13 protein-coding genes are annotated in these 14,916 nt (G+C 72.8%); 10 read left to right on the top strand and 3 right to left on the bottom strand.

Features of this window, described 5'->3' with window-relative positions:
- Positions 1-265: 265 nt before the first annotated feature.
- Entirely contained in the window at positions 266-715 is a 450-nt protein-coding gene (locus LH62_RS18040) for a thioesterase family protein (protein ID WP_052214649.1), read from the bottom strand.
- A gap of 126 nt (positions 716-841) precedes the next feature.
- Between LH62_RS18040 and LH62_RS18035 the strand changes: the two genes are divergently transcribed.
- Positions 842-1,831: a sensor domain-containing diguanylate cyclase gene (locus LH62_RS18035; protein WP_052214648.1), complete on the top strand. Its 990-nt coding sequence runs from the start codon at positions 842-844 to the stop codon at positions 1,829-1,831.
- Here LH62_RS18035 and LH62_RS30390 read toward each other — a convergent pair.
- Together LH62_RS30390 and LH62_RS18030 are read right to left on the bottom strand one after the other, a co-directional pair.
- A complete protein-coding gene (locus LH62_RS30390; protein WP_144404525.1) occupies positions 1,813-1,998 on the bottom strand; it encodes a hypothetical protein in 186 nt (61 codons plus the stop codon). The two genes, LH62_RS18035 and LH62_RS30390, sit on opposite strands and share 19 nt — an antisense overlap.
- 197 nt (positions 1,999-2,195) lie before the next feature.
- Positions 2,196-2,903: an RraA family protein gene (locus LH62_RS18030; RefSeq protein WP_043363468.1), complete on the bottom strand. Its 708-nt coding sequence runs from the start codon at positions 2,901-2,903 to the stop codon at positions 2,196-2,198.
- A gap of 201 nt (positions 2,904-3,104) precedes the next feature.
- Between LH62_RS18030 and LH62_RS18025 the strand changes: the two genes are divergently transcribed.
- The 9 genes from LH62_RS18025 to LH62_RS17985 are packed head-to-tail and all read left to right on the top strand — an operon-like array spanning position 3,105 to position 14,879.
- Positions 3,105-5,102 (top strand): type VI secretion system Vgr family protein, encoded by a 1,998-nt coding sequence (locus LH62_RS18025; RefSeq protein WP_043363466.1) that lies wholly within the window; start codon positions 3,105-3,107, stop codon positions 5,100-5,102.
- Positions 5,103-5,107: 5 nt separating this feature from the next.
- Positions 5,108-5,704, top strand: a complete 597-nt coding sequence (locus tag LH62_RS18020) for a DUF6931 family protein (RefSeq protein ID WP_043363464.1) — start codon at positions 5,108-5,110, stop codon at positions 5,702-5,704.
- On the top strand, positions 5,704-5,991 hold the full coding sequence (locus tag LH62_RS18015) for a PAAR domain-containing protein (protein WP_043363463.1): 288 nt from the start codon (positions 5,704-5,706) through the stop codon (positions 5,989-5,991). The genes LH62_RS18020 and LH62_RS18015 overlap by 1 nt, the downstream gene beginning before the upstream one ends.
- Position 5,992: 1 nt before the next feature.
- Positions 5,993-7,420, top strand: coding sequence for a type VI secretion system-associated FHA domain protein TagH (gene tagH, locus LH62_RS18010; RefSeq protein ID WP_043363460.1), 1,428 nt, complete (start codon positions 5,993-5,995; stop codon positions 7,418-7,420).
- Between the two features lie 26 nt (positions 7,421-7,446).
- On the top strand, positions 7,447-8,784 hold the full coding sequence (tssK, locus tag LH62_RS18005; protein WP_043363458.1) for a type VI secretion system baseplate subunit TssK: 1,338 nt from the start codon (positions 7,447-7,449) through the stop codon (positions 8,782-8,784).
- Entirely contained in the window at positions 8,781-10,175 is a 1,395-nt protein-coding gene (gene tssL, locus LH62_RS18000; protein WP_043363457.1) for a type VI secretion system protein TssL, long form, read from the top strand. The genes tssK and tssL overlap by 4 nt, the downstream gene beginning before the upstream one ends.
- A complete protein-coding gene (tssM, locus tag LH62_RS17995; protein ID WP_043363456.1) occupies positions 10,175-13,642 on the top strand; it encodes a type VI secretion system membrane subunit TssM in 3,468 nt (1,155 codons plus the stop codon). The genes tssL and tssM overlap by 1 nt, the downstream gene beginning before the upstream one ends.
- Positions 13,621-14,160, top strand: a complete 540-nt coding sequence (tagF, locus tag LH62_RS17990) for a type VI secretion system-associated protein TagF (RefSeq protein WP_052214647.1) — start codon at positions 13,621-13,623, stop codon at positions 14,158-14,160. Before tssM ends, tagF begins: the two co-directional genes overlap by 22 nt.
- Entirely contained in the window at positions 14,157-14,879 is a 723-nt protein-coding gene (locus tag LH62_RS17985; RefSeq protein ID WP_236552572.1) for a PP2C family serine/threonine-protein phosphatase, read from the top strand. The genes tagF and LH62_RS17985 overlap by 4 nt, the downstream gene beginning before the upstream one ends.
- Positions 14,880-14,916: the final 37 nt, after the last annotated feature.

The raw sequence follows: 14,916 nt of genomic DNA, 5'->3' as shown, positions 1-14,916 counted from the left end.
GCAGGGGCTGATCGGCCCCGCCGGGCTGCCCGCCCCACTCGTCACCCGGCTGAGCGCGGTGTTGGGCGGCTGGCTGCGCCAGCCCGCGACGCGGGAGGCGCTCGCTGCCCGGGGTACGACGCCTGCCGGCAGCACGCCCGACGCATTCGTCGCGGTCATCGCCCGCTGGGCCGGGGTCATCCGCCGCGCCAACATCCTGGCCGATGGGGGCCGGTCGTACGACCCGCGATCCGGCAGTCCCGGATCACGGGCCTGGGTATTTGCCCTAGCCCTCGCGGCGCCGCAGCGCGAGCCGCCGCGGTGTCCCCCCGGTGCAGGCGGCCGCGAAGCGATGCAGAACCCGCGCTGGCCAGAGCCCCACCCGCCGCACCGTAAGGTCCATGCAGAGATAAAGCACCTCGTTCTCGGCGGCGAGCCAGCCCTCCTCGGCATGGTGCATCCGGTGCACCGCGATCAGCCGCTTGCCGTCATAGGCCAGCACTTCGCTCGTGCAGGAGAGCGGCATGCCCTCCCGCACCTCGCGCACGTAATTCACCCAGGTCTCGGCGGCGAAGGTGCCGAACCCCTCCGCATGCAGCGGCTTGCCGAGGCCGAGGCTCGGCCAGAGCTGGTCCGTCGCGATGTCGAACACCGCCAGATAGTAGGCCATGTTCATGTGGCCGTAGTGGTCGACCCAGTCCGGCCGCACCACCGCCAGCACCTGCCTCTCCGCCATGCCGCCTCCCACGCTTCGCCCCATTCGGGCCGAGCCGCCACCGCTTGTCCAGCCTCCCGGGAGATTGCATGGGATATCATCCAGAGGTTGTGTTAGTGTGGTTGCAACCAACCAGGACTGCCGATCATGCCCGCCCCGCTGCCGCCGGACGAAGCCGGCCGACTCGCCGCGTTGCGCTCCTATGCCGTGCTGGACACGGCGTGCGAGGCCGCCTTCGACGATATCGTCCGCCTCGCTACCCGGCTTACCCGCCGCCCCATCGCGCTGGTCTCTCTGATCGATGCCGAGCGCCTTTGGGCCAAGGCCCGGCATGGCGTGGACATCACCGAGGCGCCGCGCGACCTCGCCTTCTGCGCCCATGCCATCCTCGACCCAGGCCGGCCTCTGGTGATCGAGGATGCGCGGGCCGATCCGCGCTTTGCCGACAACCCGTTGGTCCACACCGATCCCGGCCTCCGTTCCTATACCGGAATCCCGCTGGTGAATGTGGAGGGCTTCGCCCTCGGCACCCTCTGCGTGCTCGACCATGCGCCGCGCTCGACCAGCGAGGAGGAGCTGGAGATCCTCTCCGGCCTCGCCCGTTCGGTCTCGACCGCGCTGGAGCTGCGCCGGGCGATGCGGCGCATGCACGACCTCGCCGTCACCGATGGGCTGACCGGCCTGCCCAACCGCTCGGCGCTGATGACGGCGCTGGATGCGACGCTCGCCGGGCGCTGCCCCTTCACCCTGCTGTTCATCGATCTCGACGGCTTCAAGGGCGTGAACGACCGGCTGGGTCATGCCGCCGGCGATGCCGTGCTGCGTGCCGTCGCCGACGTGCTGCGCGCGACCACGCGCGAGACGGACAGCTTGGCCCGCCTCGGCGGCGACGAATTCTGCGTCCTGCTCGGCGAGACCGCCGGCGCCGCGCAGATGGCCGAGCGCATCCGCCTGGCGCTGGTCGAGGGCATGGTGCGGAGCGGCTGGCCGGTCACCGCCTCGATCGGCTCGGTCGGCTTCGACTCGATGCCCGCCTCCGCCGAGGCCGCGCTCTCCGCGGCGGATGCGATGATGTACGCCGCCAAGGCCGGCGGGAAGGACCAGGTCCGCAGCGCCGTCTACGAACAGGCCGGATAGGCGAGCCAGCCCAGCACCGTCCCGTCCGGCGCCGCGACCCGCCGCGCATCGGCGCAGCGGCGCTCGAGGAAATAGGCGGCCCCCGCCGGCTCCGGCGCCGGCGCATCGGCCAGCGTCAGCCGCATCGCGACGCGACCCCGCTCGCCGACCAGGCAGCGCTCCGTCACCCGGCCGCGCCGCACCCTGACCGCGAGCCGCCCGTTCGCCGCCGGCCCGACATCATCGACATAGGCCCCGAGATCGCCGTCGAGGCAGGCCCGGAGCGCCGGCGCCAGCAGGCCGAGCCGCTCCTCCCAGCCCAGCTCCGCCGCCGCCGGTTCCGCCAGCAGCAGCGCCAGGCCGAACGCAGCTCCGGGCCCGATCCTCAGTGGATCTCGTCCGCCCGCGAGAGCGCCTCCTTCAGCTTGTGGATGTCGAAGTCGTCCCGCTTCGCCATCTCGAGGATCACCGCCTCGCGCCGCGCGACGAGGTCGATCGCCTCCGGCAGCTGCCGCACGGCATCGGCCGGGATGACGACGGCGCCGTGCCGGTCGGCATGCACCACGTCGTCATGCATGCAGGGCATGCCGTGGACGAGCACGTCACGGCCGAAATCGACCATGTGGACATGCGCATGGCTCGGATTGACCATCCCGCCGATGATCTGGAAGCCCGGCGCCAGCATGTCGAGGTCGCGGAAGGAGCCGCTGGTGACGCAGCCCTGGCAGCCGAGGCCCTTGTGGATGGCGCTGTTCACTTCACCCCAGAAGGCGCCGATGCCGGGCGTCTCGTCCAGGTCCTCGATGACGACGATGGTCGGCAGGTCGGCATCGGCGACGTAGTCGTACCAGCCGATGCGCGCCTCGCGGTCCTGCTCCCGGGTACGGCCGGAGGGAGCGGCCGCGCGGATCTGCCCGGTGCGCGCAAGCCCGCAGAGTGGCGGCAGGGAAGGGTCGGCGGCTGTGAAAGGCTTCAGCGTGAAGCCGCGCCCCCGCCGGGCCGGGGCCACCAGCTCCAGCGCGTTGCAGATGGTCGGCGTGTCCCAGCGCCGCAGCAGATCGAGATCGGCGCGGGTGAAGGGGCGTTCGGTCATGGCGTCTGTCCTCCCGGAAGGTCCCAGCTTCACGGAGGCCAGGCTGCCGGTCAAATAGCCGATCGCCGCCTCATCGGCCGGATCGCAGCCGTCCCCATAATGCTCACGTCGTCGCGAAAGTCGCGCTGGCCGGACCGGATCGCGCTATTCCACCGGTAATAGGCCGCCTGTATGATAGCGGAACGGGGCGTAGGGGGGGGCATGTCGGATTCGCCGGAGATCAGCCAGTCGGGCAGGCTCCTCGGGATCACCTCACCGCTTGGCCCAGATGTGCTGGTCCTGCGCCACCTCAGCGTCACCGAAGCGATCGGCCGCCCCTTCGTCATCGAGGCGGAGGTGCTGTCGGCGAAGAGCGACCTCACCCCGAAGGACCTGCTCGGCAAGTCGATCACCTGCACCGTCGCCCTCGGCACCCAGCCGGAGCGCCATTTCAACGGCATGGTCCGCGCCTTCGCCAAGGTGGCCGGGCACGAGCGCGGCCTCACCGCCTACCGGCTGGAAGCCGTGCCGCTGCTCTGGAACATGACCCGCACTGCCGATTGCCGCATCTTCCAGGACCAGTCGGTGCAGGCCATTCTGCAGAAGCTCTTCGGCGAGGCGAGCGTCGCCCCGGCGCGCTTCGGCACCCTGCCCTCCGCCCCGCGCCCCTATTGCGTGCAATTCCACGAGACCGATTTCGACTTCGCCAGCCGGCTGATGGACGAGGTCGGTGCCGGCTACTTCTTCCAGCACGGCAGGAACGACCACACGCTGACGGTGACCGGCGCCAATGCCGACTTCCCGCAGGTGCCCGGCGAGACGCTCGTGGTGCGAGCCGCCGCCAACGAGGCCGACGCCGTCACCGACTGGCGTGTTTCCGGCGCGCTGCAGCCCGGCAAGCATGTCGGCTACGACTTCGACATGCTGAAGCCCTCCTCCCTGTTGCGGACCACGGCGCAGACCAGGCTTCCCACGCCGGATGCCGCCACATGGGAGGTCTACCGCTGGGGCGCCGGCCAGGCGGTCCAGCCCGATGGCGACCCCTCGACCATCAGCATGGAGCAGAACGAGGCCGGCGCCGATTCAGCCGAGGGCCGCACCGAGGTCGCCGCCCTCTTCGCCGGCGGCAAGATCAAGGTGAAGGACGGGCTCGACGGCGTGGTGACGCCCTGGCTGGTCACCGTCCTCCGCCATGAGGCGATGGACGAGACGCAGCTGGTCGGCGACGGCCGGTCGCACTACGGCAACAGCTTCACCGCCATCCCCGCCGACCGCCCCTGGCGCAACGCCGCACCCCGCCGCCGCCCGGCCATGCCCGCGCTCCAGAGCGCCGTCGTCACCGGCCCCTCCGGCGAGGAGATCCATTGCGACGCGCATGGCCGGGTGAAGGTGCAGTTCCTCTGGGACCGCTACGGCAAGAAGGACCAGAACACCTCCTGCTATGTCCGCGTCTCGCAGCCCTGGGCCGGCAAGTGGGGCGGCACCTGGTTCCTGCCGCGCATCGGCGACGAGGTGCTGGTCGGCTTCCTCGACGGCGATCCGGACAAGCCCGTGGTGCTCGGCAGCCTCCACAACCAGGAAGCCCCGCCGCCCTACGCCATGCCCTCGCTCAACACGCAGAGCGGCATCACCACCCGCTCCTCCAAGGGCGGCGGCAAGGACAACGCCAACCTGCTGCGCTTCGAGGACAAGAAGGGCTCGGAGGAGGTCTACGTCCAGGCCGAGTTCGACATGAACGTGCTGGTGAAGCACGACCTCGACACCACCGTACGCAACGGCAATGAGACGCGCCTGGTCAAGACCGGCAAGCGCACCACGACCGTCGAGGGCAACGAGACGCTGACGGTCAACACCGGCAACCGCGAGACCACGATCAAGACCGGCAACGACACTTACACGCTCAGCACCGGCAACCTGTCGCAGATGCTGAAGATGGGCAACTACGACCTCAAGCTCTCCATGGGCAACATGAGCACCCTGCTCGACCTGGGGAATTACAGCGTGAAGACCTCCCTCGGCGCCGTCACCATCGAGGCGATGCAGGGCATCACGCTGAAGGTCGGCCAGTCGCAGGTGAAGCTCGACCAGATGGGCGTCACCATCAGCGGCATGATGGTGAAGCTCGACGGCAAGCTGCAGCTCGATGCGCAAGGCACGATGACCACGGTCAAGGGCAACGCCATGCTGCAGGCCTCCGGCGCCATCGTGATGATCGGGTAAGCGGCATGAGCACGGCACGCCCCGCCTCCAAGCTGCTGGTGGCCCTTTCCCCCCTCCTCCCCCGGCTCGAGCTGGATGCCGAGGGCAGCGCGCTGCTGGCCGGCCTCGCCGATGCCGAGGCGGCGCTCGCCCGGCTCGAAGGCGCCGGCCGCATGACCGAGGCGCTCCGCCTCCTCGCCCACGCCCTGCCGAAGCGCGAGGCCGTGTGGTGGGCCTGCATGTGCGCCCGGGCCGTGCCCGACCCGGCGACGCGGCCCGAGGATGCCCAGGCGCTCGACGCCGCCGAGGCCTGGGTCCGCCGCCCCGACGAGGCCGCCCGCCGCGCCGCCATGGCCGCGGCCGAGAAGGCTGCCTTCCGCAGCACGGAAGCCTGGGCCGCGGTCGGCGCCTTCTGGTCGGGCGGCAGCATGTCGCCCGAGGGCCAGCCGGTGGTCCCACCGGCCGAGCACCTCACCGGCGTCGCCATCGCCGGCGCGGTGGTGCTCGCCGCCGTCCGCACCGCGCCGGAGCGGGCGCCTGCGCGCTACCCCCGCTTCATCGCCAGCGCCCGCGACATCGGCACCGGCGGCGCCGGCCGCCTGCCGCCCGAAGGGGAGGGCTGATGCCCCCTGCCTCCCGCATCACCGACATGCATGTCTGCCCCATGCTCACCGGCCCGGTCCCGCATGTCGGCGGCCCGATCCTGCCGCCGGGCGGGATGACGGTGCTGATCGGCGGCCTGCCTGCCGCCCGCGTGGGCGACATGTGCGTCTGCGTCGGTCCGCCCGACGCCATCGTCCTCGGCTCCTTCAAGGTGTTCATCAAGGGCCAGCCCGCCGCGTATATGGGCAGCATGACGGCGCATGGCGGCAGTGTCGTCCTGGGCTACCCGACCGTCATAGTGAGCTGAGATGCAGTTGACCCTCAACGTGCTGCGCTGCCCGGAGGCCGCGGTGCCGGAAAGCCGCCACTCCTCCGGCGGCGACCTCACCATCGGCCGCGGCCTCGAATGCGAATGGCAGCTCCAGGACCCGGAGCGCGTGCTCTCCAAGCGCCACTGCGTCCTCGAATGCCGCGGCGGCTTCTGGCAGGTGCGCGACCTTTCGACCAACGGTACCTTCCTCAACCACGCGACGGCGCCGATCGGCCGCGACCTCGTCGCCTCCCTCGCGGATGGCGACCGCCTCCGCCTCGGCAGCTACGAGATCGAGGTGCGGATCAGCGCCGCCGCGCAGCAGGGCTTCGGCGGCAGCCCTGGCTGGGGCGCCTCTCCCCTCCCCGGCACCGGCCGCTCCGCCCCTGACCCCTTCGCCGACCCCTTCGCCCCGGCGCCGTCGATGGAAACCTCCCCCGGCTTCGTCACGCCGGCCCTGCCGAGCGGCGGCGTCGCCCTGCCGGCGGATTTCGATCCCTTCATCGACGACGTGCCGATGCCCGACCACCGGCCTGCGGCCTCCGACGCCTTTACCCCGCCCCGCGCAGTGGTGCCCACCGCGACGGCGCTGCCGGATGACTGGGACCTCGACTTCGACCTCGCGCCCCAGGCCCCACCGCGCGCCGCGCCGCCCACCCAGGCTGCCGCGCCGCCGCCCGCCATCGCCACCCCGCGCCCCGCCGCCATCCCCGCCTGGGACCCACCGGCCGACGCGCCGCCCGCGCCCGAATCGGCCGACCCCTTTGCCGAGGAGGGCGTGCCGAGCATCGCCATCCCCGCTCCAGCACCCGCGGCGCCGTCCATGCCGGCTGCCGCGCCGTCGCCCGCCGCCGCTCCGCTCGCCCCCGACGCCGCCCTCGCGCTGCTCCTGCAAGGCGCCGGCCTGCCGCCGACCGCGCTCGCCGGCGCCGACCCTGCCGCCGCCCTCACCGCCGCCGGCGCCAGCCTCCGCGCCGCGGTCGCCGGCCTCCGCGCCCTGCTGATCGCCCGGGCCGATGTGAAGCGCGAATTCCGCATCGAGCAGACCATGCTTCGCGTTGCCGGCAACAACCCGCTGAAATTCACCGCCACCGACGACGCGGCGCTCGCCGCCCTGCTTGGCCCGAAGCCCCAGGTCAAGGCCGTCGAGGAGACCGTCGCCGACCTCAACGCGCATCAGGTCGCCTCGCTTGCCGCGACGCAGGCGGCCGCCCGCGCCTTGCTCGAGAAACTGGCGCCCGCGGGCATCGAGGCGGCGGACAAGGGCGGCGGTTTCCTCGGCGCCCGCGAGAAGCGGCTGTGGGACGCCTACAAGGCGCAGCACGCCCAGCTGCTCGACCAGTTCGAGGATGATTTCGACAGCGCCTTCGGCAAGGCCTTCGCGCGGGCCTATGAGGAAGCGTCGCGCAAGGATGGCGGGCGGTAGCCGGCACCGCCGGGGGGAGTTCGGGGATGAGCTGGTACGACAAGGTGGTCTGGCAGGAGGGGATGTTCCTCCGCGCCCAGCACTTCCAGCAGCAGGACCGCTACCTTGAGCACCTGCTCCAGGCGCGCACCGCGCCGCTGCGCCCGCATCCCTGGGGCGTGACGGACCTCTCCCTCGACCGCGACCTGCTCGGCGCCGGCAAGTTCGCCCTCGCCAATGCCGCCGGCGTGCTGGAGGACGGCACGCCCTTCGCCATCCCCGGCCAGGCCGACCAGCCCCTCCCGCTCGACCTGCCCGAGGGCACCCGCAACGCCGTCGTCTACCTCGCCGCCCCGCTCCGCCAGCCCGGCAGCCCCGAGGTCGCCCTCGCTGAGGGGCCGGAAAGCGGCGGCGCCCGCTACGCACTGCGCAGCTTCGAGGCTTTCGACACCCATTCCGACAGCACCCTCCCCGCCGACTTGCAGGTCGGCCGCCCGCGGCTGCGCTTCATGCTGGAGACGGAGGAGCGCGCCGGCTTCACCGGCATCGGCATCGCCCGCATCGTGGAAGTCCAGGCCGACCGCCGCGTCGTGGTGGACGACCGCTACATTCCCACCTGCCTCCGCATCTCGGCCGCCGCCCCGCTCGCCAACCTCGTCGCCGAGCTGGTCGGCATGATCGGCCAGCGCGCCGAGGCGCTCGCCGGCCGCCTTTCGCAGCCCGGCTCGCGCGGCGTCGCCGATGTCAGCCAGTTCCTCCTCCTGCAAGCCTTGAACCGCTGGCAGCCGCTGCTCGCCCATTGGGCCGATGCCGGCAACATCCACCCCGAGGCACTCTACAGCGGCCTGGTCCAGCTCGCCGGGGAGCTCGCCACCTTCACCGACCCGAACCGCCGCGCCGCCTCCTACCCCGGCTACCGCCACGAGGATCTGCAACGCAGCTTCGCGCCCGTCATCGCCGACCTGCGCCGCGCCCTCTCGGCCGATATCGACCAGAACGCCGTCTCCATCCCGCTGCGCGACGCGCGGCACGGCGTCCGCATCGGCCCGATCACCGACCGCAACTGGCTGCGCGCCGGCTCCTTCGTGCTCTCGGTGCAGGCCGACATGCCCTCCGAGCACCTCCGCCGCCTCTTCCCCAACCAGGTGAAGATCGGCGCCGTCGAGCACATCCGCGAGCTGGTGAACGTGGCGCTGCCCGGCATCGCCGTCCGCCCGCTCCCCGTCGCGCCGCGCCAGATCCCCTTTCATGCGGGGGCCACCTATTTCGAGCTGGATCGCGGCAGCCCGCACTGGCAGCAGATGCAGACCTCGGGCGGCTTCGCCATCCACGTCGCGGGTGAGTTCCCCAACCTGCGCATGGAGCTCTGGGCGATCCTCGCATGAGCGACAACCCCTTCTCCGAACCCGACGACAGCGACCGCACGGTGGTGCGCGGCCCGGCCCGCGCCACCGCGCCGATGCCCGCCGCCGCCCCCGCGACACCTCCGCCCGCCTTCGGCGCACCACCCCCCGCCGCCCCCGATTTCGGCCCGACACCCCGCATGGCGGGCGAGGCGGAGACGCTGCCGAAGACCGGCCTCGGCCCGCTCTCCGCCGCGGCCGCGCCGCTGCTCGACCTGCTCTCGCGCCTGGTCGCCAGCGTCCATGTCCCGAACCCGGAGGAGCTGCGCCAGCGTGCCATCCGCGCCATGCGCAGCTTCGAGGCCGAAGCCCGCGCCGCCGAGATCAACCCGGACGAGATTCGCGCCGCGCATTACGGCCTCTGCGCCGCCATCGACGACGTCGCCATGGCGACGCCCTGGGGCCAGCAGAGCGGCTGGGGCGCCCATTCCCTCGTCTCCACCTTCCATCAGGAAGTGAAGGCCGGCGACCGCTTCTTCGACATGCTGGCGGGGATGCAGAAGGACCCCGGCCGCTACCGCCAGGCGCTCGAGGTCTCCTACCTGTGCCTCGCCCTCGGCCTTCAGGGCCGCTACCGCCTCTCTCCCCGCGGCGCCTCGGAGCTCGACCGCATCCGGGAAGGCCTCTACCAGCTCCTCGTCCAGCTCCGCGGCCCGCATGAGCGGGAGCTGTCGCCGCATTGGCGCGGCGTCGACGCCCCGCACCGCCGCACCAGCCGCAGCGTGCCGAGCTGGGTCGCCGGCGTACTCGCGGTCGCCGTGCTCGGCATCGCCTATGCCGGCCTTGCCAGCAGCCTCGGAAGCCGGTCGGAAGACCTTTTCGCTCGCCTCGCCGGCCTGCCCCCCGGCGCCCTGCCGACGATCCAGCGCGCCGCCCCGCCGGTGCCGCCAGCCCCGCCGCCGCCCGCCCCTGCCCCCGCGCGGCCCGACCTGCCCGCGCGCCTCCGCCAATTCCTGGCCCCCGAGATCCAGCAGGGCCTCGTCACCGTGCTCGCCGACCCGAACCGCGTCATCGTCCGCATCCGCAACCGTGGCATGTTCGCCTCCGGCAGCGCCGCGCTCGACCCGCGCTTCCTGCCGCTGATGAACCGCATCGGCGAAGCGCTGCGCGAGGAGGCGGGCTCCGTGCAGATCCTCGGCCACAGCGACAACCAGCCGATCCGCACCGCGCGCTTCCCCTCCAACTACCACCTCTCCGCGGCGCGGGCGCAGGCGGCGCTCAATGTCATCGCCACGGCCACCGGCGGCGACCGCGCCCGTTTCAGCTCCGAGGGCCGCGGCGAGAGCGAACCCGTCGCCGCCAACGCCACCGCCGAAGGCCGCGAGGAGAACCGCCGCATCGAAGTGGTGGTGAGTTACGGGGGCGCCCGCTGATGGAAGCGCTCCTTTCCGTCCTCGGCTCCGTCCCGGCGCTCGCCGGCCTCGTCGCAGCGCTCGCCATGGCCGCGCTCTTCTGGGTCTACGGCCCCCTGATCGGCGCCGGCGAATTCTTCCCCTTCGAAGCCCTCCTGCCGCGCCTCGCCCTCACCGCCCTCCCCGTCGTTGTCTTCCTCGTCACCGTCACGCTAATCGGCCTGCGCCGGGCCAAGCGCGACACGACGCTCGTCGCTGAAGCCGCCGCCCCCGACCCTTCGGCCCAGGCCAGCGCCGAGGAGGAGGCCGCGCTCCGCGAGAAGCTGACCGCGGCGCTGGCTGCGCTGAAGCAGGCCACCGGCGGCAAGGGCGGCTATCTCTACGACCTGCCCTGGTATGTCTTCATCGGCCCGCCCGGCAGCGGCAAGACCACCGCCATCGCCCAATCCGGCCTCGAATTCCCGCTCGCCGAGGGCCGCGTCGCCGGCGTCGGCGGCACCCGCAACTGCGACTGGTGGCTGACCGACCGCGCCGTCCTCATCGATACCGCCGGCCGCTACACCACGCAGGACAGCGACGCCGCCGCCGACAAGGCGGGGTGGGACCGATTCCTCGCCATGCTCCGCCGCAACCGCCCGCGCCAGCCGTTGAACGGCGTGCTGGTGTGCTTCGGCGTCGACATGCTGAGCAAGCTCGACGCCCAAGGGCGCCAGGACCACGCCCGCGCCGTCCGCAAGCGCATCAAGGAGCTGGAGGAAAAGCTCGGCCAGCGCCTGCCCGTCTACCTGCTGGTCAGCAAGGCCGACCTGCTCTCCGGCTTCACCGAGTTCTTCGACGACCTCGACAAGGAGACGCGCGCCCAGGTCTGGGGCATGACCTTCCCGCTCGACTCCGGCCCCGAAGGCACCTCCGGCAAATTCGCCGCCGAATTCGGCGCGCTGATGACCCGCCTCCAGGCCCGCCTGCTGGAACGCCTCCAGGCCGAGCGCGGCCCCTCCCAGCGCGCCGCCATCATGGCCTTCCCCGGCCAGGTCGCCTCATTGGCCGAGCCGGTCGGCGGCTTCGTCCAGGCGGCCTTCGGCGGCACAAGGCTCGACCCGGCGCCGATGCTGCGCGGCGTCTACTTCGCCTCCGGCACCCAGGAAGGCACGCCGATCGACCGGCTGACCGGCGCGCTCAGCCGCGCCTTCGGCCTCGACCCGCGCCGCCCCACCAGCGTGCTCGGCCAGCGCGGCCGCAGCTTCTTCCTCGGCCGCCTGCTGCGCGAGGTGGTCTTCAACGAGGCCCGCCTCGCCGCCCGCGACCGCGGGGCGGAGCGCCGCCGCCGCATGACCGCCATCGCCGCTTGGTCGCTCGCGGCCGTGGTCACCCTCGGCGGCCTCGCCTGGTCCTACAGCGCCTACACCGCAGAGCAGCGCCGCGCCGCCGCCCTCGAGGAGGCGCTTGCCAAGGCCGAAGGCGCCGGCCGCACCGTCCGCTTCGACCCGGTGCTCGACGCCAACCTCGCCGCCATCCTCCCCTATCTGGACTCGGCGAAGCCGCTCCCCGACGCCGCCCGCACCCCAGGCGGCGGCCTCGGCCTCTCGCAGGAAGCCGAACTGGCGACGGGCGCCGAAGCCGCCTACCGCCGCACGCTGGACCGGGTGATGCTGCCCCGCCTGCTGGCCGGGCTGGAGGCGCAGATCCGCGCCAACCTCCAGCGTCCCGACTTCCTCTACGAGGCGACCCGCGTCTACCTGATGCTCGGCCGCCAGGGCCCGCTCGACAAGCCGCTGGTCCGCGAATGGCTGCTGGCCGATTGGCTCCGCGCATTCCCCGGCGCCACCGGCGCGCCGCAGCGCGACGCGCTCCTCGGCCATCTCGACGCGCTGCTGGCGATGGATTTCTCCGCCTACCCGCTCGACGGCGCCCTGGTCGACGGCGCCCGCCGCGTCTTTTCCCGCCTGCCGATGGCCGAGCGCGTCTATTCCCGCCTCCGCCCGCTCGGCCAGCAGCTCCGCCCCTGGACACCAGCCGAGGCGATCGGCCCCGCCGGCCAGCGCTTCTTCACCCGCGCCTCCGGCCGCCCGCTGACCGAGGGCGTCCCCGGCCTCTACACCGTGGACGGGCTGTACAAGACGCTGATGCCCGCCATCGGCGACGCCGTGCGCGGTGCGGCCGGTGAAGCTTGGGTCCTCGGCCCCGAGGCCCAGGCCAGCGGCGCGGAAGACCCGGCCCGGCTCGAAGCCGCCGTCCTCGCCCTCTATGCCGAGGACTACGCCCGCGCCTGGCAGGCGATGCTGGACGACCTCGTCCTTCCCCCCTTCCGCAACCTGACCGACGCCGCCGAGGGGCTGAACGTCCTTGGCGCCCCGACCTCGCCCATCCGCGACCTGCTCCGCGCCGCCGCGCGCCAGCTCTCCCCCGGCACCCCGCCCGATGGCTGGACCGCCCCCGGCCGCGGCGCCGAGGCGCAGCGCGTCCAGGCGGCGCAAGGCCAGGCCGCCGCCCCCACCGGCGCCGAGCCCGTCGCCCAAGTGGTGGAGACCCGCTTCCAGGCCCTCCGCACCGCCGCCGGCCAGCCGCTCGACGGCGTGCTGGCCATCGTCAACGAGCTCTACGTCCAGGTCGCCCGCCTCGCCTCCTCCCCGCCGGGGACGGTGGTGCCGGCGCCGACCGCCGGGCTCGACCCCGGCCAGCGCCTGCTCGCCGAGGCCGCCCGCCAACCCCAGCCGCTGGCCCGCTGGCTCACCGCCCTCGGCCAGTCCACCGCCACCCAGCGCAGCGGCGGCGCCAAGGCCGCCATCGCCGCGGCCGGCGGCCAGGCGCTCGGCCCGGTCTGCCGAGCGCTCGCCGACCCGCGCAACATTCCCTTCCCCTTCCGCCGCGACTCGGCACGGGACATGCCCGTCGACGACTTCGCCCGCCTCTTCGGCCCGGGCGGCGTGCTCGACCAGTTCTTCGCCCAATGGGTCCGCCCCTATGTGGACACCACCCAGCGCCCCTGGCGGCTGGTGGCGACGGCCGGCCTCGCCCCACCGGTCACCCAGGCCGATGTGCTGCAATTCGAGCGCGCCCAGGCCATCCGCGACGCCTTCTTCCCCGGCGGCGCGATGATGGGCGGCCTCCGCTTCGAGCTGGTCCCTCAGGGCCTCGACCCGAACGCCCAGGGCGCGATCCTCGAAGTGGACGGCACCCGCTACGAGATTCCGCGCGGCGGCCCCGGCCGGCCCATCCCCCTCGGCTGGCCGAGCCGCGGCAACCTGACGCTCAATTTCGAGCCAGCCTCCTCCGCCGGGCCGCTCGCCTTCGACAGCGGCTGGTCCGGCTTCAGGCTCGTCGCCGGCCGGCAATCCACCCTGCAGGCCACCGGCCAGGCCGACCGGCTGCGGGCGACGGTGACGCAGGGCGATCGTTCGGCGGTGTTCGAGCTACGGACCGGCAGCACGATCCACCCCTTCGGCCTGCGCGAACTGCAAGAATTCCGATGCCCGCAACTCGCGCCGTGACGGGCCTCCATGGCAAGCTGCCCGCGCATGGGGATTTCGTGCGCCGCGCGCTGCCGCCCAGTTTCTGCGAGCCCTGGGATGCCTGGCTGCAAGCCGGCATGACCGCCGCGCGCCACAGCCTCGGCGATGGCTTCGATGCTGCCTGGGCAAGCGCCCCCGCCTGGCGCTTCGCCCTCCCCGCCGGCGCTTGCGGGCCGGAGGCGGTTGCTGGCGTCATGGCCGCCTCGATGGACAGCGTCGGTCGCCGCTTCCCTCTCACCCTCGCCGCCACCGCACCTGGCGCCCCGCTCTGGCCCGCTCCTTGGTTCGCCGCGCTGGAGGGACTGCTCCGCCACGCCCGGGCCGAGCCGCTGACCGCCGATGCGCTCGCCGCCCTCCTCCCCGCACCGGGCGAGGCCGACCCCGCCGAGGCGCCCGAGCCCGGCTGGTGGACGGCCGGAGAGCCCGGCCTGGTCTGGCCGCTCCCCGCCCTGCCGGAGCCTGCGGAATTTGTCCTGCTGCTGGATGCCCGGCCATGAGCCCCTTGATCGAGCCCGGACTCGTTTCCGACTCCGCGACCCACCCGGGTGCCGTGCGCAAACGGAACGAGGACAGTCTGGTCCACCGCCCCGATCTCGGCCTCTGGGCCGTGGCGGACGGCGCCGGCGGCCATGGCGCCGGCGATGTGGCCAGCCAGGCCGTCGCCGCGGCGCTCGATGCCATCCCCCCCGGCCTCTCCGCCGCCGAGATGCTCGCCCAGGCCCGCCTCCGCCTCGCCGGCGTCCATGCCGAATTGCAGGCCCAGGCCGCAGCCCTCGGCGAGACCCGCATCATCGCCACCACGGTCGTGCTGCTGATCGCCCGCCACGGCCATTTCGCCTGCCTCTGGGCTGGCGACAGCCGCGCCTACCTGATGCGCGACGGCCTCCTGCAACGCGTCACCCGCGACCATTCCCTGGTGCAGGAGATGGTAGACCAGGGCACGCTGACAGAGGCCGAGGCCGAGGGCCACCCACAGGCCAATGTCATCCTCCGCGCCGTCGGCGCGAGCGGCGAGCTGGTGCTCGACAAGGTGAGCGGTCCCATCGTCCCCGGTGACCTGCTGCTGCTGTGCAGCGACGGCTTGTTCAAGGCACTCCCCGAGGACGAGCTGGCCATGATGCTCTCACTAGGCGCAACGGCCGCCACCATTATCGACACCGCCGTCGCCCGCGGCGCCCGCGACAACGTCAGCGCGGTCTTGTTGCGCGCCTCCTGACTCCTGGTTTCCAGAGGCCTTTTGGCCTTAGGGGCCC

Origin of the sequence: Belnapia sp. F-4-1 (assembly GCF_000802185.1) — a bacterium.
In the GTDB taxonomy this organism is placed as follows: Bacteria; Pseudomonadota; Alphaproteobacteria; order Acetobacterales; family Acetobacteraceae; genus Belnapia.
The sequence above is the reverse complement of the archived record's forward strand: the minus strand, read 5'-3'. Positions and strand labels throughout refer to the sequence as shown.